The sequence below is a fragment of the Thiobacillus sp. genome (assembly GCF_030696885.1).
GTDB lineage: Bacteria > Pseudomonadota > Gammaproteobacteria > Burkholderiales > Thiobacillaceae > Thiobacillus.
Window position 1 is genome coordinate 97,039 of sequence record NZ_JAUYRI010000010.1, and the last position, 26,278, is coordinate 123,316.

General features: G+C 63.1%; 31 protein-coding genes and 1 tRNA gene. 11 read left to right on the forward strand and 21 right to left on the reverse strand.

The genetic code is table 11. The features are described from left to right. Window positions 1–151: 151 nt before the first annotated feature. The 6 genes from Q8R61_RS05085 to petA form a co-directional block, all read right to left on the reverse strand. Window positions 152–226, reverse strand: a tRNA-Thr gene (locus Q8R61_RS05085). A 37-nt stretch (window positions 227–263) separates the two neighbouring features. Next, window positions 264–674 carry a ClpXP protease specificity-enhancing factor gene (locus tag Q8R61_RS05090; protein ID WP_305534883.1) on the reverse strand — a complete coding sequence of 137 codons (411 nt, stop codon included), beginning with the start codon at window positions 672–674 and terminating at the stop codon, window positions 264–266. A gap of 26 nt (window positions 675–700) precedes the next feature. After that, window positions 701–1,300, reverse strand: coding sequence for a glutathione S-transferase N-terminal domain-containing protein (locus tag Q8R61_RS05095; RefSeq protein ID WP_305534886.1), 600 nt, complete (start codon window positions 1,298–1,300; stop codon window positions 701–703). A 92-nt stretch (window positions 1,301–1,392) separates the two neighbouring features. Next, on the reverse strand, window positions 1,393–2,118 hold the full coding sequence (locus Q8R61_RS05100; RefSeq protein WP_305534888.1) for a cytochrome c1: 726 nt from the start codon (window positions 2,116–2,118) through the stop codon (window positions 1,393–1,395). Continuing rightward, entirely contained in the window at window positions 2,119–3,354 is a 1,236-nt protein-coding gene (locus tag Q8R61_RS05105; RefSeq protein ID WP_305534890.1) for a cytochrome bc complex cytochrome b subunit, read from the reverse strand. Between the two features lie 4 nt (window positions 3,355–3,358). Further along, window positions 3,359–3,964, reverse strand: coding sequence for a ubiquinol-cytochrome c reductase iron-sulfur subunit (gene petA, locus Q8R61_RS05110; RefSeq protein ID WP_305534892.1), 606 nt, complete (start codon window positions 3,962–3,964; stop codon window positions 3,359–3,361). 141 nt (window positions 3,965–4,105) lie between these two features. On the opposite strand from petA, the gene Q8R61_RS05115 reads away from it, so the two are divergent. Continuing rightward, window positions 4,106–5,296, forward strand: a complete 1,191-nt coding sequence (locus Q8R61_RS05115; protein ID WP_305534894.1) for a Do family serine endopeptidase — start codon at window positions 4,106–4,108, stop codon at window positions 5,294–5,296. Window positions 5,297–5,314: 18 nt separating this feature from the next. Here the strand turns inward: Q8R61_RS05115 and Q8R61_RS05120 are convergent, their stop codons facing one another. From Q8R61_RS05120 to Q8R61_RS05130, 3 genes are read right to left on the reverse strand one after another with little or no spacing between them, the layout of a single operon-like run. Beyond that, entirely contained in the window at window positions 5,315–7,162 is a 1,848-nt protein-coding gene (locus Q8R61_RS05120; RefSeq protein ID WP_305534896.1) for a thioredoxin domain-containing protein, read from the reverse strand. Continuing rightward, window positions 7,149–7,877, reverse strand: a complete 729-nt coding sequence (locus Q8R61_RS05125; RefSeq protein WP_305534898.1) for a hypothetical protein — start codon at window positions 7,875–7,877, stop codon at window positions 7,149–7,151. Before Q8R61_RS05125 ends, Q8R61_RS05120 begins: the two co-directional genes overlap by 14 nt. Next, on the reverse strand, window positions 7,874–8,374 hold the full coding sequence (locus tag Q8R61_RS05130) for an RNA polymerase sigma factor (protein ID WP_305534900.1): 501 nt from the start codon (window positions 8,372–8,374) through the stop codon (window positions 7,874–7,876). The genes Q8R61_RS05125 and Q8R61_RS05130 overlap by 4 nt, the downstream gene beginning before the upstream one ends. Window positions 8,375–8,569: 195 nt before the next feature. Here Q8R61_RS05130 and Q8R61_RS05135 point away from each other — a divergent pair, with 195 nt between their 5' ends. Then, window positions 8,570–8,989, forward strand: coding sequence for a DsrE family protein (locus Q8R61_RS05135; RefSeq protein WP_305534902.1), 420 nt, complete (start codon window positions 8,570–8,572; stop codon window positions 8,987–8,989). 129 nt (window positions 8,990–9,118) lie between these two features. Continuing rightward, window positions 9,119–10,411 carry a porin gene (locus Q8R61_RS05140; RefSeq protein ID WP_305534904.1) on the forward strand — a complete coding sequence of 431 codons (1,293 nt, stop codon included), beginning with the start codon at window positions 9,119–9,121 and terminating at the stop codon, window positions 10,409–10,411. Window positions 10,412–10,458: 47 nt separating this feature from the next. On the opposite strand, the gene orn is transcribed toward Q8R61_RS05140, so the two are convergent. Next, on the reverse strand, window positions 10,459–11,007 hold the full coding sequence (gene orn / locus Q8R61_RS05145) for an oligoribonuclease (protein ID WP_305534906.1): 549 nt from the start codon (window positions 11,005–11,007) through the stop codon (window positions 10,459–10,461). A gap of 113 nt (window positions 11,008–11,120) precedes the next feature. Between orn and Q8R61_RS05150 the strand changes: the two genes are divergently transcribed. The 4 genes from Q8R61_RS05150 to Q8R61_RS05165 are packed head-to-tail and all read left to right on the forward strand — an operon-like array spanning window position 11,121 to window position 13,230. Further along, window positions 11,121–11,429 carry a cytochrome c gene (locus Q8R61_RS05150; RefSeq protein ID WP_305534908.1) on the forward strand — a complete coding sequence of 103 codons (309 nt, stop codon included), beginning with the start codon at window positions 11,121–11,123 and terminating at the stop codon, window positions 11,427–11,429. A 9-nt stretch (window positions 11,430–11,438) separates the two neighbouring features. Next, window positions 11,439–11,780, forward strand: a complete 342-nt coding sequence (locus Q8R61_RS05155; RefSeq protein WP_305534910.1) for a 4a-hydroxytetrahydrobiopterin dehydratase — start codon at window positions 11,439–11,441, stop codon at window positions 11,778–11,780. Between the two features lie 4 nt (window positions 11,781–11,784). Next, entirely contained in the window at window positions 11,785–12,663 is an 879-nt protein-coding gene (gene rsgA / locus Q8R61_RS05160) for a ribosome small subunit-dependent GTPase A (protein ID WP_305534912.1), read from the forward strand. 33 nt (window positions 12,664–12,696) lie between these two features. Beyond that, window positions 12,697–13,230 (forward strand): DsrE family protein, encoded by a 534-nt coding sequence (locus Q8R61_RS05165; protein ID WP_305534914.1) that lies wholly within the window; start codon window positions 12,697–12,699, stop codon window positions 13,228–13,230. Window positions 13,231–13,239: 9 nt separating this feature from the next. On the opposite strand, the gene Q8R61_RS05170 is transcribed toward Q8R61_RS05165, so the two are convergent. The 10 genes from Q8R61_RS05170 to Q8R61_RS05215 all read right to left on the reverse strand — a co-directional run bounded on the left by Q8R61_RS05170 (window position 13,240) and on the right by Q8R61_RS05215 (window position 19,856). After that, entirely contained in the window at window positions 13,240–13,680 is a 441-nt protein-coding gene (locus tag Q8R61_RS05170) for a CBS domain-containing protein (RefSeq protein WP_305534916.1), read from the reverse strand. Between the two features lie 57 nt (window positions 13,681–13,737). Further along, window positions 13,738–14,283 (reverse strand): DJ-1 family glyoxalase III, encoded by a 546-nt coding sequence (locus tag Q8R61_RS05175; protein WP_305534918.1) that lies wholly within the window; start codon window positions 14,281–14,283, stop codon window positions 13,738–13,740. A 10-nt stretch (window positions 14,284–14,293) separates the two neighbouring features. Next, window positions 14,294–14,779 (reverse strand): YajQ family cyclic di-GMP-binding protein, encoded by a 486-nt coding sequence (locus Q8R61_RS05180; protein ID WP_305534920.1) that lies wholly within the window; start codon window positions 14,777–14,779, stop codon window positions 14,294–14,296. 5 nt (window positions 14,780–14,784) lie between these two features. Then, window positions 14,785–15,360 carry a hypothetical protein gene (locus tag Q8R61_RS05185; RefSeq protein ID WP_305534922.1) on the reverse strand — a complete coding sequence of 192 codons (576 nt, stop codon included), beginning with the start codon at window positions 15,358–15,360 and terminating at the stop codon, window positions 14,785–14,787. A 10-nt stretch (window positions 15,361–15,370) separates the two neighbouring features. Then, window positions 15,371–15,685 (reverse strand): pyrimidine/purine nucleoside phosphorylase, encoded by a 315-nt coding sequence (locus Q8R61_RS05190; RefSeq protein WP_305534924.1) that lies wholly within the window; start codon window positions 15,683–15,685, stop codon window positions 15,371–15,373. A gap of 2 nt (window positions 15,686–15,687) precedes the next feature. After that, the gene (locus tag Q8R61_RS05195; protein WP_305534926.1) at window positions 15,688–16,917 is read right to left on the reverse strand and encodes an argininosuccinate synthase; all 1,230 of its coding nucleotides are present in this window, start codon (window positions 16,915–16,917) and stop codon (window positions 15,688–15,690) included. 11 nt (window positions 16,918–16,928) lie between these two features. After that, a complete protein-coding gene (locus Q8R61_RS05200; RefSeq protein ID WP_305534928.1) occupies window positions 16,929–17,168 on the reverse strand; it encodes a DUF2283 domain-containing protein in 240 nt (79 codons plus the stop codon). A 3-nt stretch (window positions 17,169–17,171) separates the two neighbouring features. Next, complete coding sequence (argF, locus tag Q8R61_RS05205; protein WP_305534930.1) at window positions 17,172–18,089, reverse strand: ornithine carbamoyltransferase; 918 nt, start codon at window positions 18,087–18,089, stop codon at window positions 17,172–17,174. Then, the gene (locus tag Q8R61_RS05210) at window positions 18,089–19,270 is read right to left on the reverse strand and encodes an acetylornithine transaminase (RefSeq protein ID WP_305534932.1); all 1,182 of its coding nucleotides are present in this window, start codon (window positions 19,268–19,270) and stop codon (window positions 18,089–18,091) included. Before Q8R61_RS05210 ends, argF begins: the two co-directional genes overlap by 1 nt. Before the next feature lie 85 nt (window positions 19,271–19,355). Continuing rightward, on the reverse strand, window positions 19,356–19,856 hold the full coding sequence (locus tag Q8R61_RS05215; RefSeq protein WP_305534934.1) for a urate hydroxylase PuuD: 501 nt from the start codon (window positions 19,854–19,856) through the stop codon (window positions 19,356–19,358). A gap of 259 nt (window positions 19,857–20,115) precedes the next feature. On the opposite strand from Q8R61_RS05215, the gene Q8R61_RS05220 reads away from it, so the two are divergent. Then, window positions 20,116–20,397: a DUF3579 domain-containing protein gene (locus tag Q8R61_RS05220; protein WP_305534936.1), complete on the forward strand. Its 282-nt coding sequence runs from the start codon at window positions 20,116–20,118 to the stop codon at window positions 20,395–20,397. A 71-nt stretch (window positions 20,398–20,468) separates the two neighbouring features. Here Q8R61_RS05220 and rpsT read toward each other — a convergent pair whose 3' ends face one another. Beyond that, window positions 20,469–20,732: a 30S ribosomal protein S20 gene (rpsT, locus tag Q8R61_RS05225; RefSeq protein ID WP_305534938.1), complete on the reverse strand. Its 264-nt coding sequence runs from the start codon at window positions 20,730–20,732 to the stop codon at window positions 20,469–20,471. A 185-nt stretch (window positions 20,733–20,917) separates the two neighbouring features. Here rpsT and murJ point away from each other — a divergent pair, with 185 nt between their 5' ends. From murJ to ileS, 3 genes are all read left to right on the forward strand, one after another. Next, window positions 20,918–22,456, forward strand: coding sequence for a murein biosynthesis integral membrane protein MurJ (murJ, locus tag Q8R61_RS05230; protein WP_305534940.1), 1,539 nt, complete (start codon window positions 20,918–20,920; stop codon window positions 22,454–22,456). A 62-nt stretch (window positions 22,457–22,518) separates the two neighbouring features. Continuing rightward, window positions 22,519–23,451, forward strand: coding sequence for a bifunctional riboflavin kinase/FAD synthetase (locus Q8R61_RS05235; RefSeq protein ID WP_305534942.1), 933 nt, complete (start codon window positions 22,519–22,521; stop codon window positions 23,449–23,451). After that, on the forward strand, window positions 23,444–26,257 hold the full coding sequence (gene ileS / locus Q8R61_RS05240) for an isoleucine--tRNA ligase (RefSeq protein WP_305534944.1): 2,814 nt from the start codon (window positions 23,444–23,446) through the stop codon (window positions 26,255–26,257). Before Q8R61_RS05235 ends, ileS begins: the two co-directional genes overlap by 8 nt. Window positions 26,258–26,278: the final 21 nt, after the last annotated feature.

Consider the following 26,278-nt stretch of genomic DNA (forward strand, 5'->3'; position numbering starts at 1 on the left):
TTGGCGGCATGTCACATACCGCCCCTACGTACCGCCAGTTGGGCGGTATTTCCATGCTATGCCATGTTGCGACATGAAACAACAAAAAACCCGCAATCCATTGCTAGATGCGGGTTTAGGTTACTGCATGATACGTGTTGCTATGGGTAATTGGTGCCGCTTGTCGGATTCGAACTGACGACCTACCGCTTACAAGGCGGTTGCTCTACCCCTGAGCTAAAGCGGCGAAGCGCGACATTATAGCGATGCCGCGCAGCAGTGGATTACTTGACGACCTTGAGCGAGGGCTTGCCCTTGGGCGGTGCGGCTACCTCGCCCGACGGCGACGCCGTCGGCGGGGTCGGTTCGGGCGAGCCGGGCGCGTCGACAGGTTCGAAATGCAGGCCCTGTCCGTTTTCTCGCGCGAAGATCGCGGCAACGCGATCCACCGGAACCGAGATCTCGTGCGAGACGCCGCCGAAGCGTGCAGAAAACTGGATCCAGTCGTTGTCCAGCATCAGGTTGCGCGTCGCCCCGGCGCTGATGTTGAACACGATCTTGCCATCCTTGACGAAGCCGGCCGGCACACGCGTGCGGCCATCGACAGCAACCAGCAGCTGCGGCGTGTAACCCGAATCCGTGCACCACTCGTACAGCGCGCGGATCAGGTAGGGCTTGGATGAAATTTCTGCCACCGCGCTGCTCTTATTCCCTTTGCCGCTTACTTGCGCAGCGCTTTTTCGGTGGGCGTCAGCGCGTTGATGAACGCGGGACGGCTGAACAGGCGCTCGCGGTACTTGAGCACCGGCGCGGCCACTTTGGGCAGCTCGATGCTGTAGTGCTCAAGACGCCACAAGAGCGGTGCGATCGCCACGTCGAGCATGGAGAACTCATCGTTCATCAGGTACTTCTGCTTGGTGAGGATGGGCGTGAGTTGCGACAGGCTGTCGCGGATTTCCTGGCGCGCCTTGTCCGAACCCTTGCCGAGGCTGTGCTCCAGCGTGTTGACGTGGGTGAACAGGTCGTGCTCGAAGTTGAACAGCACCAGCCGCGCGCGGGCGCGCATGACGGGGTCCGGCGGCATCAGCTGCGGATGCGGGAAGCGCTCGTCGATGTATTCGTTGATGATGTTGGACTCGGTCAGAACCAGGTCGCGCTCGACCAGCACCGGCATCTTGCCGCTGGGGCTGATGCTGGCGATTTCTTCCGGCTTGTTGTGCATGTCTACATCGATGACTTCAAAGTCCATGTCTTTTTCGTACAGGACGATGCGGCAGCGGTGGCTGTACGGACAGGTACTGCCGGAATACAGGGTCATCATGGCGGGGGCTCCCTAAGGTGTTGCGGTGTTAAATGCTTAAAACGCCAACAGCCGGACACAGTCCGGCTGTTGGCGAACGGCAGTGAGCGGGCTCAGTGAATGTCTTTCCAGAATTCTTTCTTCAGGTAATAGGCCACCACGAAGAACACGCCCAGGAACAGCAGCACAATCACGCCAAGCTGCTTGCGCTGGTTCTGGGCAGGCTCGCCCATCCACTGCAGGTAGTTGACCAGGTCGCCGACCATGGCATCGTACTCGGCCAGGCTGACGCTGCCGGGCTTGGCCAGCTCGAGGCGCTCGATGACTTCATGCTCGCCATCCTTTTTGTAGACCGGCACCATCTCGCCCTGCAGGTCCCACATCACGTGCGGCATGCCCACCTTGTCGAACACGGTGTTGTTCCAGCCGGTGGCGCGGGTGTCGTCGCGATAGAAGCCGCGCAGGTACGTGTAGAGCCAGTCGGCACCGCGCGAACGGGCGATCACGGACAGGTCGGGCGGGGTGGCACCGAACCAGGCCTTGCCCTCGGCGTGGCGCATGGCCACATGCATCGGCTCGCCCGGCTTCTCGGTCGCGAACAGCAAGTTGTCCTTGATCTGCTCTTCGGTCAGCCCCAGGTCCTGCAGCCGCGAATAGCGCATCACGCTGGCGCTGTGGCAGTTGAGGCAGTAGTTGACGAACATGCGTGCGCCGCGCTGCAGGGAATCCTGGTCCGAGAGGTTGATCGGCGCCTTGTCCAGGGGAACCGTGGGGCCCGCCGCAAAAGCCACGACGGGGGCTGCCGCCAGCAGGAAAAGAAAATTCTTCAAGCGTTTCATTTAGCCAGTCACCCTTTCCGGTTCCGGTTTGGTTTTGTCAATCGAGGTATACCAGGGCATCAACAGGAAAAACAGGAAGTAGATGACCGAGAAGATCTGGGCAAAAATCGTCGCCACCGGGGTGGACGGCAGCAGGCCCAGGTAGCCGAGACCGATAAACGACACGATGAATGCAGCAAGGAAGGCCTTGTAGATCGGTCCGCGGTAGCGGATCGACTTGACCTTGCTGCGATCCAGCCACGGCAGGAAGAACAGGAACACGATCGACAGCCCCATCGCCACCACGCCCGGGAACTGCGAGCCGAACAGCGGCGGCACCGCGCGCAGGATCGCGTAGAACGGCGTGAAATACCACAACGGCGCGATGTGCTCCGGCGTCTTCAGCGGATCGGCCGGGACGAAGTTGGCCGCTTCGAGGAAGTATCCGCCCATCGCCGGTGCGAAGAAGACGATCGCCGAGAACAGCATCAGGAAGACGATGACGCCGACGATGTCCTTGACCGTGTAGTACGGGTGGAAGGGAATGCCGTCGAGCGGGATGCCGGTCTTGGGATCCTTTTTCTTCTTGATCTCGATGCCGTCCGGGTTGTTGGAGCCGACTTCGTGCAGCGCCACCAGGTGCACCGCAACCAGCGCGATCAGCACCAGCGGCAAGGCAATCACGTGGAAGGCGAAGAAGCGGTTGAGCGTGGCATCCGAAATCACGTAGTCGCCGCGAATCCAGATCGACAGGTCTTCACCGATGAAGGGCACGGCGGCGAACAGGTTGACGATCACCTGGGCGCCCCAGTAGGACATCTGGCCCCACGGCAGCATATAGCCGACGAAGGCTTCGGCCATCAGCACCAGATAGATCAGCACGCCGAAGATCCAGATCAGCTCGCGCGGTTTGCGGTAGGACCCGTACATCAGGCCGCGGAACATGTGCAGGTAGACGACGACGAAGAACATCGAGGCGCCGGTGGAGTGCATGTAGCGGATCAGCCAGCCCCACTCGACGTCGCGCATGATGTACTCGACCGAGATGAACGCAAGCGCCGCATCCGGCTTGTAGTTCATTGTCAGGAAAATGCCGGTGACGATCTGGATCACCAGCACCAGGAGTGCCAGCGAACCGAAGAAGTACCAGAAGTTGAAGTTCTTGGGCGCGTAGTACTCGGACAGGTGCGCCTTGTAGGTGGCGGTGAGCGGGAAACGATCGTCGATCCAACCCATCATTTTTTGCAGGGCAGACATTTATTTAAGCTCCTTTTGCGTCTACACCGATCAGCAACTTGGCGTCGCTGAGGTATTGATGAGGCGGAATCACCAGATTGGTCGGGGCCGGCACGCCTTTGAACACGCGCGCGGCCAGGTCGAAGGTGGAACCGTGACAGGGGCAGAAGAAGCCGCCCGACCAGTCGGCGCCGAGGTCGGCGGCGCCGATCTCGCGACGGAAGGTCGGCGAGCAGCCCAGGTGCGTGCAGATGCCGACCGCCACCAGATACTCGGGCTTGATGGAACGCGTCGGATTTTTGCAATAGTCGGGCTGTTGCGGCATATCGCTGTTGGGATCGGTCAGCTTGGCGTCGTGTTTGCTCAGCAGCGCGAGCATTTCCGGCGTGCGGTTGACGATCCACACCGGCTTGCCGCGCCATTCGACGGTCAACAGCATGCCCGGCTCGACCTTGCTGATGTCGACTTCCACCGGTGCGCCGGCCGCCTTGGCACGTGCACTCGGCATCATGCTCATCACCAGCGGCACGGCCACTGATGCGACCGCGACCCCGCCCACGGCACTGGTCGCCGCAATCAGAAATTTACGTTTGCGTGCGTCCACTTTTTGCCCTTCAACTTCCTGGCTCATGTTTACCTAACCCGAACGTTTTGCGATAAAACCGGCATTCTAACCAATTTGCCGCACGCTCCGGAAGCCCGTCTTTGCAATAGCACAGATTGCCGGTCGCCCTGGGCTATAATCCCCGGCTGGCGAAATCACGCCAAGTCCATGAATTTAATCACTATGCGCAAACTCTGGCTGCTTTTCGCTCAATCCACCACAGTGGCATTGGGTGTGCTGTTCATTCTGGTGCTGTTCAAGCCCGACCTGCTGCGCTGGCAGGCGCAGCAGCCTTTGGTCATCCAGCAGGCGCAGTCGCCTGCCGGCGCCGGACCCGCCGCCGGCGAATCGTTCGCGCCTGCTGCGACGCGTGTCATTCCGACCGTGGTCAACGTCTTCACCCAGCAAAAGGTGCGCAGCCCAACCCACCCCGCACTGCAGGACCCGATCTTTCGCTATTTCTTTGGCGACCGCCTGGATGGACGGCCGCGTGAGGTGTCCAACCTCGGTTCGGGCGTGATCGTCAGCCCTGGTGGCTACATCCTCACCAACCAGCACGTGGTCGAGGCCGCCGACGAAATCCAGGTCGCGCTGGCGGACGGCCGCACGCTGCCGGCACGGGTGGTCGGCGCCGATCCGGAAACCGATCTGGCCGTGCTCAAAATCGACGCCGGCAATCTGCCTGCCATCACGTTTGCGCGCGACGACACGCTGCATGTCGGCGACTGGGTGCTGGCGGTGGGCAATCCGTTCGGCGTCGGCCAGACCGTGACCGCGGGCATCGTCAGCGCGCTCGGTCGCACCCATCTGGGCATCAACACCTTCGAGAATTTCATCCAGACCGATGCGGCCATCAACCCCGGCAACTCGGGCGGCGCGCTGGTCGACGCGGCGGGCCACCTGGTCGGCGTCAACAGCGCGATCTACTCGCGCACCGGCGGCTCACAGGGCATCGGCTTCGCCATTCCGGTTTCCATCGCACGCCAGGTGATGGAGGAAATCATCCAGTCCGGCAGCGTGACCCGCGGCTGGGTCGGCATTGAAGTGCAAGACCTGACGCCCGAACTCGCCGAATCCTTCAATCTGAAACAGACCGAAGGCGCGCTGATTGCAGGGGTGCTGAAAGGCGGCCCGGCCGATGCCGGCGGCGTGCGGCCAGGCGATATCCTGCTGGCCGTCAACGGCAGCAAGGTGTCCGACTCGGCTTCGCTGCTCAACCTGATTGCCGCCCTCAAGCCGGGCGCGCAAGCGAAGCTCACGGTGGAACGCAAGCAGCAGTCGCTGGACCTCTCGATCCGCGTCGGGCGGCGTCCCCTGCAGCGCGCGATGGAGCCCGTCCCGGAGGGGGAGCTCAACTAGTGTCGCGACACTAACGCATCACCGGCCCGACTGCGCCTGCGTCAATACCCGCAGCCGGGTGGGGAACACGAAGGCATCGCGTTCCATCGCCGGCAGGCGCCATGCGGCAACTGTCCGGGCCTGCCGCTGCAGGACGGGATCCTGCAGGCGCAGGCTCGCCAGCACCAGCACCTCCGACGGCGAGTAGAGCGCGCCGTCCGCCAGCGCCGGTACCGGCTGCAGCGTCGCCAGCAAGGGTCGCGCCTCGTGCTTCCAGCCCTTCTCGCTCCAGAACAGCGTCCACGCAGTGCGCGCAAATTGTTGCGCGCGTGCGCGCGACTGCGCATTGCCGGTGGCGTCGGCGTGGTCGAGCAGCCCCTGCACGACATAGGCGTAATCTTCCAGCTCGGCACCCGGCAGGGTTTTGCCGCGCGCCACTGACTTCATCAGCCGTCCGTCACGGGCCAGCTGCGTCAGCAGAAAATGTTGCAGGCGATCGGCACGTGCCCGGTAGGCCGGGTCCAGTGCGATGGCCTGACTGAACGCCGACAGCGCCAGTCCGTTCAGGCCGGCGTTCAGCTTGTCGTCCTTGGGCAGGCTGCGCGCCAGGCGCAGCGGCCGCAACACGCGCACCGCCTCGGCCAGCAGGCGGCGCTCCGCTGCCGTCGGCGCGCGGTATTCCGCAGGCAGATAGCCGTCGTCAAACGGGCGCGCCGCATCGAGTTGCCACACCCGCCGCACGGCGGCAAACACGTCGGGCGACAGGCGGCGTTTCAGTTCGTCGGGTTCCCACAGATAGGTTGCGCCTTCACGCCCGGCATCGTCCACCGCCGAGGTGCTGCTGTAGAGGCCGCCACTCGGATCGAGCAACTCGGTCTGCATGAAATCGAGTGTGCTGAGTGCCACCTCGCGGTAACGCGGCTGACGCAGCACGCTCGCGGCGCGCAGGTAGAGCATGGCGAGGTGGGCATTGTCGTAGAGCATTTTTTCGAAATGCGGGGTATCCCACTCGGGGTCGACGGTGTAGCGGAAAAATCCGCCGCCGAGATGGTCGCGCATGCCGCGCGCCGCCATCGGGTCGAGCGTCATCCGCAGGAATTCGGCCAGCTTCGGCTCCGGCTGCTGCGCCTGCCGTTCCAGCAGCGCATGCAACTGCGGTGCCATGGGAAATTTGTTGACCTGCCCGAAGCCGCCCCGCAGGGTGTCGGCCTCCTGCAGGGCGCTGTCGACGAATTGCGACCAGGCGCGCGCGCTGCGTTCGGCAGTCAGCGGCGCGACCACCGGCTGCTGCGCGGGCGCCGGCGCCACTTGCCGTGCCAGCCCGCGAATGCCGGCCGCATCGGCCTTCCAGCGTCCCGACAGGTGTTTCAGCAGCGTGTTGAAATCGTCCGGGGGCGCATACAGCAGGACAAACGCGGGGAAGCCCTCCGGGGTGACGAAGGCATTGAGCGGCCAGCCCGCGGTGCCGTTGAGGGTGGTGGAAAAATCCTGCAGGGCGTCGTCCAGCCCGCTGTTGAGTTCGCGGTCGACCTTGACCGGGATGAAATCGCGGTTGAGCAGCGCCGCAATCTGCGCATGCTTGAAGCTTTCGCGCTGCATGACGTGGCACCAGTGACAGGCGAAGTAGCCGACCGAGACGAACAACAGCTTGTTTTCGCGCTGAGCGCGGGCGACGGTGTCGGCATTCCACTCCTGCCAAGCCACCGGGTCGCTGCCATGCAAGGCCAGATACGGCGAGGGGTGCCGGGCGAGGCGGTTGTCCAGCGCGGCCGCACCGGCCAGGGCGGGAATCAGCAGCAGGAGCGCGACTGCTCCCCATCTGACTGCCTGACTGTAAGTTTTTTTGTGTCCTGAAGGATGCAGCGGACCCCCATCAAACCCGGACATAGGTCCAGCCTTGCTGCAGCCGGGTGACGATTTCGCCGATCGCGGTCGGCGCCACCCGTGCGGTCGGCAGCAATTCCACTTTCTTTCCCTGGCCGGTGAAGCGGGCAATGGTCTGGCTGCACGCCACCCACTGCAGGTTCGCATGACGCTGCGTCATCTGCGCCATGCGCGCCGCATGTGGGCTGACGCCGGCACGCATCAGGTCGATGCCGTGGCTGTTGGCGACGATTTCGACCTGCATCGCCCGCCCTTCGCGTTCCGCTTCGTCGAGCAGCCGTTCGGCTTGATCAAGCGCCGCCAGCATGCGCTCGGGCGCAGAACTGTCGAGGTGCAGCATCACCCGGCCGGGGTCGGGCTCTCCTCCCAGACTGACCATCTGGTAGCCGCCGGGCAGCGTAGCGGGCGCCGTGGTGGCGACCTGCGCGTCCAGGCCGCGCAGCGCCCAGCCACTGCTGAGGCCGGCCAGCAGTATCAGGCAGGCATAGGCACAACGCTGCACCCGACGCTGCTTCGGCATGGCACGCACTGTAGGCGCCGCAGACGGAAGCTTTGCATACGACAGCCGCACCATGCTCTTGAGGCTGCGCAGCGCGCAGGCGCGCCGGCTCAGGGCTTCGTCATCACGCATTCGTGCGAGCAGCTGCTCGCACTCCGCCACATCGAGTTCGCCATCGATGAAGGCGTGCAGGGTTTCGTCCGATACGGCGACATTCATTTCACTCTCCTCAGCAGCGATTCCGCTACGGGCTGTTTCATTGTGTTGTCCAGCAGGATTTTCAGATTCGCGCGGGCGCGCGACAGCCGGCTCATCACCGTGCCGACCGGAATATCCAGTACCCCGGCCACCTCGACATAACTGAATTCTTCCAGATCCACCAGGGTCAGCACCTGGCGCTGGCCCAGCGGCAGCCGCGCCACCGCCGTCCGCACGCAGGTGATGACCTGTTCGCGGTTGCAGCAGGCTTCGGGCGATTCGGTGAGGGACTCAAGCGTGTCCTGCCAGAGTTCGACGTCATCGAAGTCGCGTCGGCTGCGCAGGTGGTCGAGCCAGCAGTGATGCATGATCGACACGACCCAGGCCTTGAGCGAGGCTTCGTCGCGCAGCTGGGCGCGCCGCGTCCAGGCCTTGGACAGGGTGTCCTGCACCAGGTCGTCGGACAGTGCAGCATCGTGGCACCAGGCATAGGCGATGCGGTAAAGCACCGGTCGCATTGCTTCGATGCTGGGGCGAAACGGGCCAAACAGTAATCGGCTGATCATGGTCATGTGGGTGAGACGGAAGCAGTAGTCCATTTATTCCAGAAAGTTTTATGGCCGGAAATGGAATAAGTGTTCCAGATGATACGTCTTACACTCAAGCGAGGCTGCTATAGAGCCAGCTTATCCATCAATACAGGAGACTCAACCATGACACGCGCTTTCACCCCCATGCTCGCCGCCCTGCTTCTGGCCACCGCCCCCATGGCCGCCAACGCCGCTGAAGAAAAAGTGGTGTACCACGTCAACGATTCCGCCAACGCCCGCGTTGCAATGAACAACGTCAATAACCACCTCAACGCTGCCCCCGACGCCAAAATCGTTGTGGTGACCCACGGCAAGGGCATCGACTTCCTGCTGAACGACGCCAAGGACGACAAGGGCGAGCTCGGCTCCACTATTGCAGGCCTCACGGCCAAAGGTGTGAAATTCAATGTCTGCGCCAACACGCTGAAAGGCCGCAAGCTCGATGCCAGCGCCGTGAACCCGGATGCCTCCATCGTGCCGTCCGGCGTAGCCGAAATCGGCAAGCTGCAGGCCCAGGAAGGCTACGTCTACCTGAAGCCCTAAGCTTCTGCCCGCCTGGGGCCCGGGGCCCCAGAATCAAGTTACCTGTTGTCCACCCCGAATTGCGGCCATCGGCCTCAGTTCAGGGTCGCTCTACGCCCAAAATAAACGCACACTCAGGGAGACGCATCAATGAAGACAAAAATGATCGTGCTGCTGGCAACCTTGCTGCCACTGCCCGCCCAAGCCGCCAACTGGCTTCAAATCCAGGGCAATGAAGCGCCCGACAGCGGCCACTTCAAGCTGTTCGGATTTTTTCAGCCAACCTACACCACCATCGATGCCGATCCGATTCAGGGCCTGCTCGGCGCGGCCGCACCATTCAACGGCCAGCTCACCCTGCCGAACCGGGTGGGCCCCGATCTTGAAGACAATGACCAGGCTCAATTTTTTCGTGCCCGCCTGGGCGCCCGAGGCAACATCGTGCCCGGCAAGATCAACTACTTCCTGCTCGCCGAGGCGGGCAAGAATGCCATCACTTCGCAGCGCGACGTGATGATGACCGATGCCTCGATCACCTTCAACTACATCCCGGGCGCACGCATCCGCGCCGGCCTGTTCAAGCTTCCCACCAGCGAGGAGGCGCTGGTGGCAGTGCACCTGGCCTATCCGTACGTCTATTTCAGCAATGCCGCGACCAATCTGCTGGTCGAAAACCAGGTCAAATCGACGGGCGCAGTTAACGCAACGGGCGCATCGAACGGCGCGACCGTCAGCGGCGGCTCAGGTTTCCGTGACTGGGGCCTGCAAGTCTACGACTGGTTCAACAAGGGTCCATGGGAGTTTTCCTATGCGCTGATGGTCTCCAACGGCAACGAAATCGAGGAGTTGTCCGACAACGACAACAACAAGGACATTACCGGCCGCCTGCAGGCATCCTACGTGTTCGGCAAGAGCAAGGGGCCCAATCGCGAGGACGCCTCAGTATGGCTCTGGCACCAGAACGGCGAGCGCGAATTCGGCGGACAGGATTACGACCGCATTCGCGAGGGCATCGGCGCCCGTTATCAGAAAGGCCCCTGGCGTGCCACAGCAGAATACCTGCGCGGCGACGGCATGATCTTCGGCGGCCCCAACCCGCCTTTCCCGGGGCAACCCGTTCAGGTCGGGCTCAACGAAAAGGCCAACGGCTGGTATGTCGAGGGCGGGTGGCGCTTCCACAAGAACTGGGAAGTCAACCTGCGGCACGACGTCTTCAACCGCATGACCGAAACCGCAGCGCTGGAACGCCAGTTCACCACCACAACGCTGGGGGCGAACTGGTTCTTCTACAAAAACACGCGGCTGACGCTGAACTATGAATGGCGGGACCTGGACGTACCCAACCTGTCCGCCATTCCGGCCGGCGCCCAGCGGACCAATGCACAGCTCATCGCCGACAACCTCGGCGACCGGGCCAGCGTCCAGTTGACCTGGTTCTTCTGATAATCCTGACCTGCCTCCTCCTGCGGCGGCCTTCCGGCCGCCTTTTTTTATTCGCTGCGGATGAAGTGCTCGCGGTAGTACTTCATCTCTTCAATCGATTCGTAGATGTCCGCCAGCGCCTCGTGCTTGTTGGATTTCTTGAAGGTCTCGCACAAGCCGGGGCGCCAACGCTTCGCCAGCTCCTTCAGCGTGCTGACATCGAGGTTGCGGTAGTGAAAAAACGCTTCCAGCTGCGGCATGGAACGTGCCATGAAACGGCGGTCCTGGCAGATGGAATTGCCGCACATCGGCGAGGTCCGGGGCGGGACATGCTGCTTCACGAATTCCAGCATCTGCGCTTCGGCATCGGCCTCGGTGAGCTGCGAGGCCTTGACGCGGTCGATCAGCCCCGACTTGCCGTGGGTGCCCTTGTTCCAGCTGTCCATCGCGTTCATCACCTCGTCGGGCTGATGCACCACCAGCACCGGGCCTTCGGCCACCGTGTTTAGATCGGCATCGGTGACGACGATGGCCAGTTCGATGATGCGATCGGTTTCGGGCGACAGACCGGTCATTTCCATGTCCAGCCAGAGCAGATGCGTGGGATTGAGCGCCATGAGGATTTCCTGAAGTGGTGAGGCTGCATTTTCGCATAGACCTTGCCCCGCACGGGGTAGCAGAAGGCCCAGCTTGCGGCCATAATCCAGGCTTCTTCTCCAGGAGGCTGGCCATGAAAACCCTGACGGTTTTATTCGCGACTGCACTGCTTTCCCTGAGCGTCCAGGCTGCACCGTTCGCAAAGGGCGACCCGAAGACCGGCAAGAGCCTGCACGACAAGACCTGCGTCAGCTGTCACGTCAGCATGTTCGGCGGTGACGGCAGCAAGATGTACACGCGCACCGACCGCAAGGTCAAGTCCGCGCAACAGCTGGCGGCCCGTATTTCCGGCTGCAACGCCAACACCGGCGCCGGCTGGTTCCCGGAAGACGAGGCGCATGTCGCCGCCTACCTCAACCAGCAGTACTACAAGTTCAAGTAAGGACGCGTCATGACCACCATCGTCGAAGAACTCGTGCGCAAGAAATGCGCGCCCTGCGAGGGCGGCGTCGCCGCGTTGAGCGATGCCCAGATCGCCCCGCTGCTGAAGGGCCTGGCCGGCTGGCAGCGCGACGGCGTGAAAATCGTCAAGGAATACAAATTCAAGGATCACTACCAGGCGCAGGCATTCACCAACGCCGTGATGTGGGTGTCGCACCGCGAAGACCACCATCCCTACCTGCTGGTGGGGTACAACACCGTCAAGGTCGAATTCTGGACGCACGCCATCGGCGGTCTGTCCGAAAACGATTTCATCTGCGCCGCCAAAGTCGACATGCTGTTTGACATCTGAGCCCGTGTCCGCCCTGACCGGTCAGGTCGTCGCCGCCTTCAGCCGCCGCTTCATCGTGGCCACGGCGGAGGGCACCCTGCCGTGTCAGGTCAAGGGTCGCCACCTGCGCGTGGTCTGCGGCGACCAGGTCGACGTCCGGCGCGACGGCGATGCCGGCGTGATCGAGGCCGTACGGCCGCGTACCAGCCTGCTGTATCGCTCCGACGCCTTCAAGACCAAGGCGATTGCCGCCAACGTCACGCAGCTTGCGGTGGTGGTGGCGGCACGGCCGAGTTTCTCGATGGAACTGGTGCAGCGCTGCGTCCTCGCCGCCGAAGACCAGGGCATCGCCAGCCTGCTGATTCTGAACAAGGCCGACCTGCCGGAAACGCCCGCTGCACGCGAACGGCTGAATCTGCTCACCCGCATCGGTTATCCGCTCGTGACGCTGTCGGCGCTGACCGACGTGGCGCCGCTGCGCCCGGCGCTGCACGGCCACACCACGCTCTTGATCGGGCAGTCCGGGATGGGCAAGTCGACGCTGATCAATGCGATGTTCCCGGACGCCGACGTGTTGACCGCCGAATACTCCGAGGCGCTCGACAGCGGGCGCCACACCACCACCCACACCCGCCTGCACCGGCTGGACGCCGATTCGGCAGTGCTCGATTCGCCCGGCCTGCAGGAATTCGCGCTGCAGCACCTCGATGCCGGCGCACTGGCGCACGCTTTTATCGAATTCCGTCCGCTTCTGGGGCAGTGCCGCTTTCGCGACTGCAAGCACGAAACCGAGCCGGGCTGCCGGCTACAGGAGGCCGCTGCGGCGGGCGAGATCGAACCGGCGCGGCTCAAACTGTTCCAGACGCTGCGTCGCCTGCAGCAAAATGCCGCCCAGCGCCTATAAAAAAGACACTTCCTTAGGATAAGGAGCACGCATATGAAGCCCCCGATGAAAACCCTGCTGGCCGTGCTGGCAAGTTTGTGGCTGAGCCTGTTTCTGAGCCTCGGCACGCCGGCCCTGGCGGCGGGAAAGCTAGTGGCCACGCCCTATGCGCCGGCCAAGGTCATGTTCGAGTTTTATCTGGACGACCCGCAGAAAATCGGCAGCGCGCTCTTCTGGGTGCGTTCGTTGATGAATCCCCTGATGGACGCACCCTATAACTATTCGCCGGAAGACCTGAGCATCGTCGTGGTCATCCACGGCACCGAGATCGTGACGGTGGCGAAAAAGAATGAGGAAAAATACCAGGACGCTGTCGACCGCATGCGCTATTACGCGGGTTTCGGCGTGACGTTCAAGGTGTGCGGCCAGGCCGCGGTGGACTACGGCTACCGCGTGGAGGACTTCCAGGATTTCATCGAGGTGGTGCCCAATGCCATCACCGAACTCGCGCACTGGCAGCAGCAGGGCTATGCATTGATCATCCCGCAAATCGTCAGCAAGACGATCGACATCGAGTCGATCCGATAGACCTACGGCTCAGCCTTGCTCGGGCCAGTGCTTGATGTAGCGCTTGAGCAGGCTGTTCTCGAAATTGGCTTCCTTGAGGCTGGCGCGCGCCACGTCGTGGAAGGAAATGATGCCGAGCAGCTTGTTGCCGTCGAGAATCGGCAGGTGGCCGATATGCGACTTGGTCATCACGTCGCGCGCATAGTCCACCGAATCGTCGGCACTGGCCACCACCGGCTCGCTCACCATGATGGTGCCGACTTCAGCGTCCTTCAGGTCGCAGCCCAGCTTGACCATGCCCTTGACCAGGTCGCGTTCGGTCACCAGGCCGACCATCTCACCCTGCTTCAGCACCACCAGCGAACCCACCCCCAGGCCCACCAGTTTGGCGGCAGCGCTTTCCACCGAATCGGTGGGCGCGATGCTGTGGATGTCGTCGCTTTTGAGCGTGAGGATTTCGCGAATCTGCATGAAGGTCTCCGGGGTCAGCGTGTATTAAGCAATGATAGAACGATGGCGCGCGTCCGGCTATGGTCTGACCAGCGCGGTTTCGACCTGCCGGCGCGTGTCGCCGCCGGCCAGCACCTCGACCAACGCCAGCGCAAAATCCATCGCCGTTCCGGGGCCGCGCGAGGTCAGCACCGTGCCGTCCAGGACCACGGCGGAAGTGCTCACGGTGACGCCCGGCACGCCGTCGAGAAAGCCGGGGTAGCTGGTAGCCTGCCTGCCCTGCAGCAAGCCCGCTTCGGCCAGCACCATCGGGGCGGCGCAAATGGCGGCGGTGTACTTGCCGGCAGCCGCCATTTTTTTCAGCAACGCAAGGATACGCGCGTCGTCCTTCAGGTGGGATGCGCCCGGCATGCCGCCCGGCAGCACCACCATGTCGTAGCTGTCCTGCAGCGCCGCGTCGAGCGTCACGTCTGGCACCAGTTGCACGCCGCGGCTGGCCTTGACGACGCCGGGTTTGAGGCCGGCGGTCACCACCTCGATGCCGGCACGGCGCAGCAAATCAATGATCGTGACGGCTTCGAGTTCTTCACAGCCGTCGGCAAGCGGAACGAGTACCTTGGCCATCAGGGTCTCCTCAGTCGCGGAAATTCTGGTACTGCAGCGGAAAATCGGTGATGGACTTGCGCATCAGTGCGATGGTGTCCTGCAGCACGTCGCGCTTGGCGCCGGACACTCGCACGGTGTCGCCCTGGATGCTTGCCTGCACCTTGAGCTTGCTGTCCTTGATGCAGCGCACGATTTTCTTCGCCAATTCGGTCTCGACGCCGGTCTTCACCGTCACGTTGCGCTTGACCTTGTTGCCCGAGACTTTCTCGACGCTGCCAATATCCAGGCATTTCACGTCCACGCTGCGTTTGGCAAGCTTCTGCGCCAGAATCTCATGCACCTGATCGAGCTGGAATTCGGTATCGGCATGCACCGTCAGCACATAGTCGGCCTGTTCGACGCGCGCGTCCGATCCCTTGAAATCGAAGCGGGTGGAGACTTCCTTGTTGACCTGATCGACCGCGTTGCGCACTTCCTGCTTGTCGACTTCCGACACGATGTCAAAGCTGGGCATTTAGATCACTCCTCACAATCCATCACAAACGACTGCACCGGCAGCCCTGTTTCGTCATGAAATTCGGCCGCCGCCGCCACCCCCAGCCGCGCCACCGCATCGGCGTCGAGTGCAGGTGCGTGCCAGGCCGCATACATCGCGCCCAGCGCATACGGACTGCCGCTGCCGTAGGCATAGAATTTCGAAAACTCCTGCACCGTGCGGTGCGCCGCCACGCCAAAAATCCCGCGCGGGCTGGCAATCAGCACGTCCATCCGGCTGGACTCGAGGTCTTCCTCCTTGTCCTCGCCGGTCTGCAGATAGTAGTGCTCCTTGAGCGCGCCGTGCAGGGTGTTCCACACGCTGAAGATGCTGGCGACCGAATCCAGCTGCGGCGTTTCATCCAGCGAATCGAAATAATCCGCGAGGATCAGCTTGAAAGTCGCCGAGCCGGTGACGGCGACGAAGCTGTCGCCGACGCGAATGATCTTCTCGTGGTTCGCCACGTAGGTGGCGGATTCCTTGCCGCCGCCCCATTTCGTCAGCGTATCGGCCGCAATTGCGATGCGGCCGTTCTTCTTGACGACGGTGACGGTGGTCATGGCTCAGCGTTTAACCAAAGTGGCAGACGTAGTGGTAGGGCTCGCCTATCACTTCGATGTCGAAGCTGGAATGGGCCGGCACATCGAACGACTGTCCGGCGCTGTAGGTCTTCCACTCGGTGTCCCCGGCCAGTTTCACCCGGCACGCACCCGCCACCGTTTCCATGATTTCCGGCGCGCCGGTGTTGAAGGTGAGCGAGGACGGCAGGATCACGCCGACCGATTTCTTGCTGCCGTCGGCGAACTGCACGGTGTGCGAGACGCACTTGCCGTCGAAATACACATTGGCCTGCTTGGTGACAGCGACATTGTCGAACTGGGACATGCTTATTTTCTCCGGGCGTCGAGTTTGGCTGCGATGCGCATCCGCAGCGCGTTGAGTTTGATGAAGCCGCCTGCGTCCTTCTGGTCGTAGGCGCCGGCGTCGTCCTCGAAAGTGGCGATGGTCGAGTCGAACAGCGAGTCGGTCTTCGAGTCGCGCCCGGCGACGATGACGTTGCCCTTGTAGAGCTTCAGCCGCACCGTGCCGTTGACGTGCTGCTGGGTGTGGTCGATCAGCGTCTGCAGCGCCACGCGCTCGGGCGCCCACCAGTAGCCGTTGTAGATCAGGCTGGCGTAGCGCGGCATCAGATCATCTTTCAGGTGCGCGACTTCGCGGTCGAGCGTGATCGATTCGATCGCGCGATGGGCCTTAAGAAGAATGGTGCCGCCGGGGGTTTCGTAGCAGCCGCGCGACTTCATGCCGACGTAGCGGTTTTCCACCAGGTCGAGCCGGCCGATGCCGTGCCTGCCGCCGATCTCGTTCAGCTTCGCCAGCACTTCGTGTGCTTTCATGGCCTGGCCATTGATTGCGACCACGTCGCCTTTCGCGTAGGTGAGCTCGAGGTATTCGGCCTGGTCGGGTGCCTTTTCCGGCGACACGGTCCAGCGCCACATGTCTTCCTCGGCCTCGGCATTCGGGTCTTCCAGATGACGGCCTTCGTAGGAGATGTGCAGCAGGTTGGCGTCCATCGAATACGGCGAGCCGCCCTGGCGGTGCTTCATGTCGATGGGGATGCCGTGGGTCTCGGCGTAGGCGAGCAGTTTCTCGCGCGAGAGCAAATCCCACTCGCGCCACGGCGCGATCACCTTGACGTCGGGCTTGAGCGCATAGGCCCCGAGCTCGAAGCGCACCTGGTCGTTGCCCTTGCCGGTGGCGCCGTGGCAGATCGCGTCGGCACCGGTTTCGTTGACGATCTCGATCAGGCGCTTGGCGATCAGCGGCCGCGCAATCGAGGTGCCGAGCAGGTATTCGCCCTCGTACACGGTGTTGGCCCGGAACATCGGAAACACGAAGTCGCGCACGAATTCCTCGCGCAGGTCGTCGATATAGATCTGCTCGGGCTTGATGCCGAACTGCAGCGCCTTGGCGCGCGCCGGCTCGAGTTCCTCGCCCTGGCCGAGGTCAGCGGTGAAGGTCACCACCTCGCACTGGTAGGTGTCCTGCAGCCATTTGAGGATGACCGAGGTGTCGAGGCCGCCGGAATAGGCGAGTACTACTTTCTTGATGTCGCTCATGGTGTGTGAGTTCAATGGGTGGAGCCGGATTGGTTCTTGTCGATGATCTCGACCTGGCCGGGGAAGCCGCCGATCTTCAGGATGTCGAGGTTGGTGGCAAGGCTCGCCTTTTCGATTTCGATGCCGACGACGCGGCCGTCTTCCGACAGGTTGAGCACAATGCCTTCGTGCGCTTCCCACGACTGCGCGGGATTTTCGGGACTGATTTCGACATAGAGCGAATCCATGTCCTTAAAGTAGGCAATATTCATGTTTCAGCTTTCCACTCTTCCGAGCAACAGGTATTCCATCAAAGCTTTCTGCACGTGCAGGCGGTTCTCGGCCTCGTCCCACACCACTGATTGCGGGCCGTCGATGACCTCCGCGGTGACCTCCTCGCCGCGATGCGCCGGCAGGCAGTGCATGAAAACGGCATCGGACTTGGCCACTTTCATCATGTCGGCATCAACCTGCCAGTCGGCGAAGGCTTTCAGACGTTCATCGTTCTCTGCTTCCCAGCCCATGCTGGTCCAGACGTCGGTGGTCACCAGATCGGCGCCACGGCAGGCGTCCATCGGGTCGGCGAAGCTTTCGTAGTTGTCGGTGCCGTACAGGCCCGCGCGTTCCGGCTCGACCTCGTAACCCGGCGGGGTCGACACATGGACGTTGAAACCCAGCACTTCGCCCGCCTGTAGCCAGGTGTTGCACATGTTGTTGGAGTCACCGACCCACGCCACCGTCTTGCCCTGGATCGAGCCGCGATGCTCGATGAAGGTGAAGATGTCGGCCAGGATCTGGCACGGGTGGTACTCGTTGGTCAGCCCGTTGATCACCGGCACGCGCGAGTGGCTGGCGAAGCGCTCGATGATGTCCTGCTCGAAGGTGCGGATCATCACGATGTCGACCATGCGCGAGATCACCTCGCCGGCGTCTTCCACCGGTTCGCCACGGCCCAGCTGGGTGTCACGCGTGTTGAGATAGATCGCCGAACCGCCGAGCTGGTGCATGCCGGCCTCGAACGAGAGGCGCGTGCGCGTCGAGCTCTTTTCGAAAATCATCGCCAGCGTCCGGTCGACCAGCGGGTGGTACGGCTGGTAGCGCTTGAAACGCGACTTGATCAGGCGCGCGCGCTCGAACAGATACAGCAGCTCGTCGCGCGTGAGATCCCTGAATTGCAGAAAATGCCTCAGCATCACGCCGCCTGCTGCAGGTAATTCCTGACGATGCCGGACACCGCCGCAACCAGTGCGTCGACCTCGGCCGCGCCATAGATCAGCGGCGGCACCAGGCGGATGACCTTGTCGGCGGTGACGTTGATCAGCACGCCGGCGTCACGCGCCACGGCCACCAGTTCGCCGCAGGGCCGATCCAGCTCGATGCCGATCATCATGCCCTCGCCGCGGATATCGACCACGCCGTGCACACCGGCGAACGCCTCGCGCAGGCCGGCGCGAATCGCCTCGCCGCGCACCCGCGCGTTGTCGAGCAGCTTTTCATCCTCGATCGCGTCGAGCGTCGCCAGCGCGGCCGCGCAGGCGAGCGGATTGCCGCCGAAGGTCGAGCCATGGTTGCCCGGCTGGAACACCTCGGCCGCCGCGCCGCGCGCGAGGCAGGCGCCGATCGGCATGCCCGAGCCGAGGCCCTTGGCCAGCGCCATCACGTCCGGCACCACGCCCGAATGCTGGAAGCCGAACCAGGTGCCGGTGCGGCCGATGCCGGTTTGCACCTCGTCCAGCATCAACAGCCAGCCGTGCGCATCGCAAATCGCGCGCAATCCGGCCAGGAAATCCGGCGCCAGCAGGTTGATGCCGCCTTCGCCCTGCACCACTTCGACCAGCACCGCGACCACGCTCTTGTTGTGCTCGGCCACATGCCGGATCGCATCGAGGTCGTTGAACGGCACCCGCGCAAAGCCCGACAGCAGCGGCTCGAAACCGGCCTGGATCTTGCGGCTGCCGGTTGCGGTCAGCGTCGCCATGGTGCGGCCGTGGAAAGCCTTTTCCATCACGATGATGGTCGGCACCTCGATGCCCTTGCCGTGGCCATACAGCCGCGCCAGCTTGATCGCCGCCTCGTTGGCCTCGCAGCCCGAATTGCAGAAGAAGGCGCGGTCCATGCCGGAAATCGCGCACAGCCGGTCGGCCAGCTCTTCCTGGCGCAGCACGCGATAGAGGTTGGAGCTGTGGATCAGCGTGGCGGCCTGGTCGGCAATCGCCTTGACCAGCTTGGGGTGGGCATGGCCCAGCCCGTTGACCGCGACCCCGGCGACGGCGTCGAGATAGCGCTTGCCGGCCTCGTCCCACAGGTAGGCGCCTTCGCCGCGCACAAAGGCAAGCGGCTGGCGCGCATAGGTATTCATCAAATGTGTCGTCATGGCAGTTCTCTGCAGGCAGATACGCGTGCGCCCAAAATAGAAAACGGCGGCCTAAGCCGCCGTGCTTGTCATGCAGCGCCTTGAATTATAGGCTGAAAAGCGCCGAATGAGACATCCCGGTTGCCATGAAGAACAGCATCGGAATCGACAGCATGGTATTGGTGCGCGATGCAAGGAAAGCCACGCGACGCGCCTTGTTCTTCTCGTCGTCGGACGCCGGCGTCATGCCCAGGATCTTCTTCTGGTTCGGCCAGATCAGCACCCACACGTTGAACAGCATGATGGTGCCGAGCCAGGCGCCGATGCCGATCGGACCCATGCCGTTGCGCAGCATGAAGGCATCCATGAAGTACGGGCCCAGCAAGGCGGCGCCGGAAAGCCAGGTCAGCACGGCAGCCCAGCGGAAGAACAGCAGGGCGCGCGGGGCAACGTGCTTGGTGATGCCCGCTGCGGTGCCGTCAGCGCCGGCGTTTTTCAGTGCGGCCACCTGAACGAAGTTGAAGTAGTACAGCAGGCCAATCCACATGATGCCTGCCATGAAATGGAGCCAGCGGGACAGTGCAGAGACGATATCGATATTTTCCATTGTTCTCTCTCCCCTTAAGCCAGAAAGTTTCTGGCAAAAACATACAGCACGGCCGTGAGCACAACACCGGCGATCACGGTGCCCCAAAGCGAATCCAGCGGATTTTTCATCATTCTCTCCTTTGTGAATAGTTGACCAAATTACTCGGACAAACTGGCGGCAGTATCTTCAAAATGTCGGCCCGGCGCAAGCACCCTATCCTCCGGCGTCCGGGCTGCATGCTAAAATCGGGCACCTTTTCCAAGCCGTTTGCCCCCTCATGGATGACGCTCCCGCCAACGCTCCCTTCATCATTCGCGGCATGACCGCCAAGGGTGCCCGGTTCCGGCCGAGCGACTGGGCCGACCGCCTGGCAGGCGCGTTTGCGGTGATCGACCCCAACAACCGCACCAATTATTCACCGTATGTGCAGCCCACCACGCTCGACGGCATCCGCTGCGTGATCGTCGACAAGAAGCTCCAGGCCGCCGATCCGACCGCCTACCGCTTCCTGCAAGCCTTCGCCAGCACCAACGAGTTGCTGACCGAAAACGCCGACTGAGCCCCGCCCGCAAAAGGTCATAAAAAAACGCCGCATTCAGCGGCGTTTTTCATGTGGGCCAGCCAGTCGGCTCAGGCCATGCCCTTGACGGCAGCGGACAGGCGGCTCTTGTGGCGCGCAGCCTTGTTCTTGTGAACGATCTTCTTGTCGGCGATGCTGTCGATCAGGCTGACGGACGTCTGATACACCTGCTGGGCAGCAGCCTTGTCGCCGGCTTCGATCGCCTTGCGCACTTTCTTGATCGCGGTGCGCAGTTCCGAACGCTGGCTCATGTTGCTGTCGCGCTGGGCGCTGGCCTGACGTGCGCGCTTACGCGCCTGGGCGGAGTTCGCCATATATTCTGCTCCTGTAGACCCTGCTCTGCGGGCAAGGCAAATTAATCTGAAGCGCCCGGTTTACCGCGGGCAGATTCACCAAAGCCGGCGATTGTACGGGAAAACCCCGCCACAAATCAAGCATTTTATCCGCGGTTGCAGTCGGTGCGCACGCCCCGCACAATGCGCGCAAAAGCGCCCACCCAATGAACCTGCTCAAAGCCCTCGCTGCGGTCAGCAGCATGACCCTGCTCTCCCGCATCCTGGGATTCGTGCGCGACGCCATCATTGCCCGTGTCTTTGGCGCCGGCATGCTGACCGACGCCTTTTTCGTCGCCTTCAAGATCCCCAACCTGCTGCGACGGCTGTTCGCCGAAGGCGCCTTTTCGCAGGCCTTCGTGCCGATTCTGGCCGAGTACAAGAACCGCCGCGGGCACGACGCCACCCAGGTGCTGGTCAACCAGGTCGGCACCGTGCTGACGCTGGCGCTGGTCGCGATCGCGCTGCTGGGGGTGATCGGCGCACCGTGGGTGGCCTACATCAGCGCGCCGGGATTCCGCGCCGACCCGGACAAGTTCGAGCTGACCGTCACCCTGCTGCGCATCATTTTCCCTTACATCATCTTCATCTCGCTGGTGGCGCTGGCGGCGGGCATCCTCAACACCCACAGCAAGTTTTCGGTGCCGGCCTTCGCACCGGTGCTGCTCAACGTCGCGATGATCGGCGCCGCGTTGTGGCTGGCGCCCTACTTCGACCCGCCGGTGCTGGCGCTGGGCTGGGGCGTGGCGATCGGCGGCGTGCTGCAACTGGCGTGGATGCTGCCGCACCTGCTGAAGATCCGCATGCTGCCACGCCCGACCCGGCATTTCGACGATCCTGGCCTCAGGCGGGTGCTGACGCTGATGGCGCCCGCCACGCTGGGCGTCTCAGTCGCCCAGATCAGTCTCTTGATCAACACCATTTTCGCGTCATTTCTGGCCAGCGGCAGCGTGTCGTGGCTGTATTACGCCGACCGCCTGATGGAGTTTCCCGCCGGCATGCTGGGGGTGGCGCTGGGCACCATCCTCTTGCCCAGCCTGGCCAAGCACTACGCCGACGACAATCCGGGCGATTATTCGAAGCTGCTCGACTGGGGTCTGCGCCTGACCCTGCTGCTGGCTCTGCCCGCCGCGGCTGCGCTGACAGTGCTGGCGGTGCCGCTGATCGCCACGCTGTTCAATTACGGTGCGTTTACCGCGACCGACGTGACGATGACCCAGCGCGCGCTGGTGGCCTACAGCGTCGGGCTGGTCGGCATAATCCTGGTGAAGGTGCTGGCGCCCGGCTTCTATGCGCGGCAGAACATCCGCACCCCGGTGAAGATCGCGATCGTCACCCTCATCGCCACCCAGTTGATGAACCTCGCCTTCATCATTCCACTGGGCCATGCGGGCCTCGCGCTGTCGATCGGCCTGGCGGCCTGCCTCAACGCCGGCCTGCTGCTGCATCTGCTGAAGAAACACGGGATTTACCAGCCGCAGCCGGGCTGGACCGGCTATTTCCTGCGCGTGCTGCTGGCGGTTTCGCTGATGGCAGCGATGCTGTTCTATGCGATGGGCGACACCCAATGGTGGCTGGCGGCCGGCTTCGTCGACCGCATCCTGCGGCTGTCGCTGCTGGTCGGCGGCGGGATCGTGCTGTATTTCGCCGCCCTCGGCCTGATGGGCTTCCGGCCGGGCCAGTTTGCCCGCCGCGCCGCCGAATAAGGCCCCGAATCGGCTAGAATTAAGCCTTTTTCGCGGCGTCGCGCCGCCGTACGCATCAATCCATGCGCATCACCCACGGTTTTCGCCCCCTCGGCACGCCCCACGCGGTCACCATCGGCAATTTCGATGGTCTGCACCTGGGACATCAGGCCATGCTCGCGCGTCTGCAGGACGTCGCGCGGGCACGCGGCCTGCCGAGCTGCGTGCTGAGCTTCGAGCCGCACCCGCGCGAATTCTTCGCACCCGAGCAGGCGCCGGCGCGGCTGTCGAGCCTGCGCGAAAAGGCCGAACACCTGCAGCGTCTGGGGATCGACCGGCTGCATGTGTTCCGCTTCGACCGTGCCTTCGCCTCTCTCAGCGCCGAGGCTTTCATCGAACAGGTGCTGGGCACGACGCTGCAAGCGCGCTACGTGCTGGTCGGCGACGATTTCCGCTACGGCGCCAGGCGAACGGGCGATTTTGCCTTGCTGAAACAGGCCGGCGAGCGGCTCGGCTTCGACGCCGAATTCCTGCCCACGGTGGAAGTCGCCGGCGAGCGTTCCTCGTCCACCGCGGTGCGGCAGGCGCTTGCCGCCGGCGAACTCGAGCACGCTGCGCGCCTGCTGGGCCGGCCCTACAGCATCTCGGGCCGCGTGGTGCATGGCGACAAGTTGGGACGCGACATCGGCTTCCCCACCGCCAACATCCAGCTCAAGCACAACCGCCCGCCCTTGATGGGCATTTTCGCGGTCGAGCTCTATGGCCTCAACGGTGCGCCGCTGCCGGGCGTCGCGAGCCTGGGCCGCCGCCCCACGGTCAAGGGCGCGGACGCGGTGCCGGTGCTCGAAGTGCACCTGTTCGATTTCAAGGCCGAGATCTACGGCCGCCGCGTGCGGGTGAATTTCCTGCACAAGCTGCGCGACGAAGAAAAATATCCCGACCTCGATACGCTCGTCGCGCAGATCCGCCGCGACGTCGACAACGCCAAACACTTCCTAGAGCAACGTCATGCCTGACTACAAGAACACGCTCAACCTGCCCGACACCCCCTTCCCGATGCGCGGCGACCTCGCCAAGCGCGAACCCGGCTGGGTCAAAAGCTGGCAGGAGAAAAAGCGCTACGAGGCCATCCGCAAGGCGGCCGCTGGCCGGCCGAAGTTCATCCTGCACGACGGCCCGCCCTACGCCAACGGCGACATCCACATCGGCCACGCGGTGAACAAGATCCTCAAGGACATCATCGTCAAGGCGAAGACGCTGTCCGGTTTCGACGCGCCCTACGTGCCGGGCTGGGACTGCCACGGCCTGCCTATCGAGTTGCAGGTGGAAAAGCAGCATGGCAAGGAGATCCCGGCGGCGAAATTCCGCGAGCTGTGCCGTGAATATGCACAGGCCCAGATCGAGCGCCAGAAGACCGATTTCATTCGCCTCGGCGTACTGGGCGAGTGGGACAATCCCTATCGCACCATGGATTTCAAGTTCGAAGCCGACATCATGCGCACGCTCGGGCGCATCCATGCGAATGGCTACCTCTATCAGGGCCAGAAGCCGGTGCACTGGTGCGTGGATTGCGGCTCCGCCCTGGCCGAGGCCGAGGTGGAATACGAGGACAAGACCTCGCCCGCCATCGACGTGGCCTTCGCCGTGAAGGACGTAGCCGCGCTGGCTGCCGCGATGGGCATGAAAGCGCCCTCGCAGCCGGTGTATGCCGTGATCTGGACCACCACGCCGTGGACCCTGCCCGCCAACCAGGCGGTGTCCGTGCACCCGGAATTCATTTACGACCTGATCCAGACCCCCAAGGGCATCCTGATCCTGGCCCATGACCTGGCCGAGACCTGCATCCAGCGCTATGGTTTCGAGACGGTTGAAGTCATCGCCAAGGTCAAGGGCGCCGCGCTGGAACATCTGCAATTGCAACACCCGTTCTACGAGCGCATCGTGCCCGTCATCTGCGGCGAGCATGTCACGCTGGACGCCGGCACCGGCCTGGTACATACCGCGCCGGCCCACGGCCAGGACGACTACGTGATCGGCAGCAAATACAAGCTGGCGGTGGACTGCCCGGTGGGCGACGACGGCAAGTTCTTCGAGCGCACCCCGCTGGTGGGCGGACAGTCGATCTGGGCGGCCAACAAGACCGTGCTGGAAATCCTCAACACCAATGGCCTGCTGCTCAAGGACGAGAAGCTGCTGCACAGCTATCCCCACTGCTGGCGCCACAAGACACCGATCATTTTCCGTGCCACGCACCAGTGGTTCATCGGCATGGAGGCGAGCGGCGAGCATGCCAGCCTGCGCGAGGCCGCGCTGAAAGCCGTCGAGAACACCGCCTTCTTCCCCTCCTGGGGGCGCGCCCGCCTGGAAGCCATGATCAGGAACCGCCCCGACTGGTGCGTCTCGCGCCAGCGCAACTGGGGCGTGCCGATGCCGCTGTTCGTGCACAAGGAATCGGGCGAATTGCACCCGCGTACCCAGGATCTGCTGGAGCAGGTGGCGCAACGCGTCGAGAAGCAGGGCATCGAAGCCTGGTTCAGCCTGGATGCCGCCGAACTGATTGGCGCAGAGGCCGCCACCTACAAGAAGGTCAGCGACACCCTCGACGTGTGGTTCGACTCCGGCTCCAGCCACGCCTGCGTACTGAAGGAGCGCGATTACCTGTCCCACCCCGCCGACCTGTACCTGGAAGGCTCGGACCAGCACCGCGGCTGGTTCCAGTCCTCGCTCCTCACCGGCTGCGCGACGGACGGCCACGCGCCTTACAAGGCGCTCTTGACCCACGGCTTCGTGGTCGATGCCAAGGGCCACAAGATGAGCAAGTCCAAGGGCAACGTGGTCGCCCCGCAGAAGGTGATGGACACGCTGGGCGCCGACATCCTGCGCCTGTGGGTGGCTTCCACCGACTATTCCGGCGAACTGACCATTTCCGACGAGATCCTGAAGCGCGTGACCGAAGGCTACCGCCGCATTCGCAACACGCTGCGCTTCCTGCTCGCCAATCTGGCAGACTTCGATCCGGCGCAGCATCAATTGCCGGTTGAAGAATGGCTGGAGATCGACCGCTACGCGCTGGCGCTGGCCGCCCGTTTCCAGGAAGAAATCGCCGCCGACTACGGGCGCTATGAATTCCACCTGGTGGCGCAGAAGCTCACTTCCTTCTGCTCCGAAGACCTGGGCGGTTTTTATCTTGATATCCTCAAGGACCGCCTCTACACCGCCGGCACCGATTCCCCTGCCCGCCGTTCGGCGCAGAATGCGCTCTATCATCTCACCCACAGCCTGCTCCGCCTGCTCGCGCCGATACTCAGCTTCACCGCCGAGGAAGCCTGGGCGGCGATGACGGGCAAGGCAGATGACAGCGTGTTCCTGCATACCTGGCACGACTTCCCGGCTGTTGCGGAAGGTCCACAACTGCTGGAGAAGTGGGCAGCCATCCGCGAACTGCGCGCCCGCGTCACCAAGGAACTGGAAACCGTGCGCGTCTCCGGCGCCATCGGTTCATCGCTGCAGGCAGAGGTCGAAATCCAGGTGGGCGGCGAGTTGTTCGAATGGCTGCAAACTCTGGGCGACGATCTGCGCTTCGTGCTGATCACTTCGCAGGCCAAGCTTGTAGGTCGGGCTTCAGCCCGAAATGTCGGGCTGAAGCCCGACCTACAGGCAGGCAGTGAAGAAAAAATCACGGTCAGCGCCAGCACACAGCAGAAATGCGAACGCTGCTGGCACTACCGCGCCGATGTCGGCGCGCATGCCGAGCACCCGACCCTGTGCGGACGCTGCATTTCCAACCTGTTCGGCGCCGGTGAAGCGCGCTCCCATGCGTAACTGGCGCCTGTGGCTGCTGTA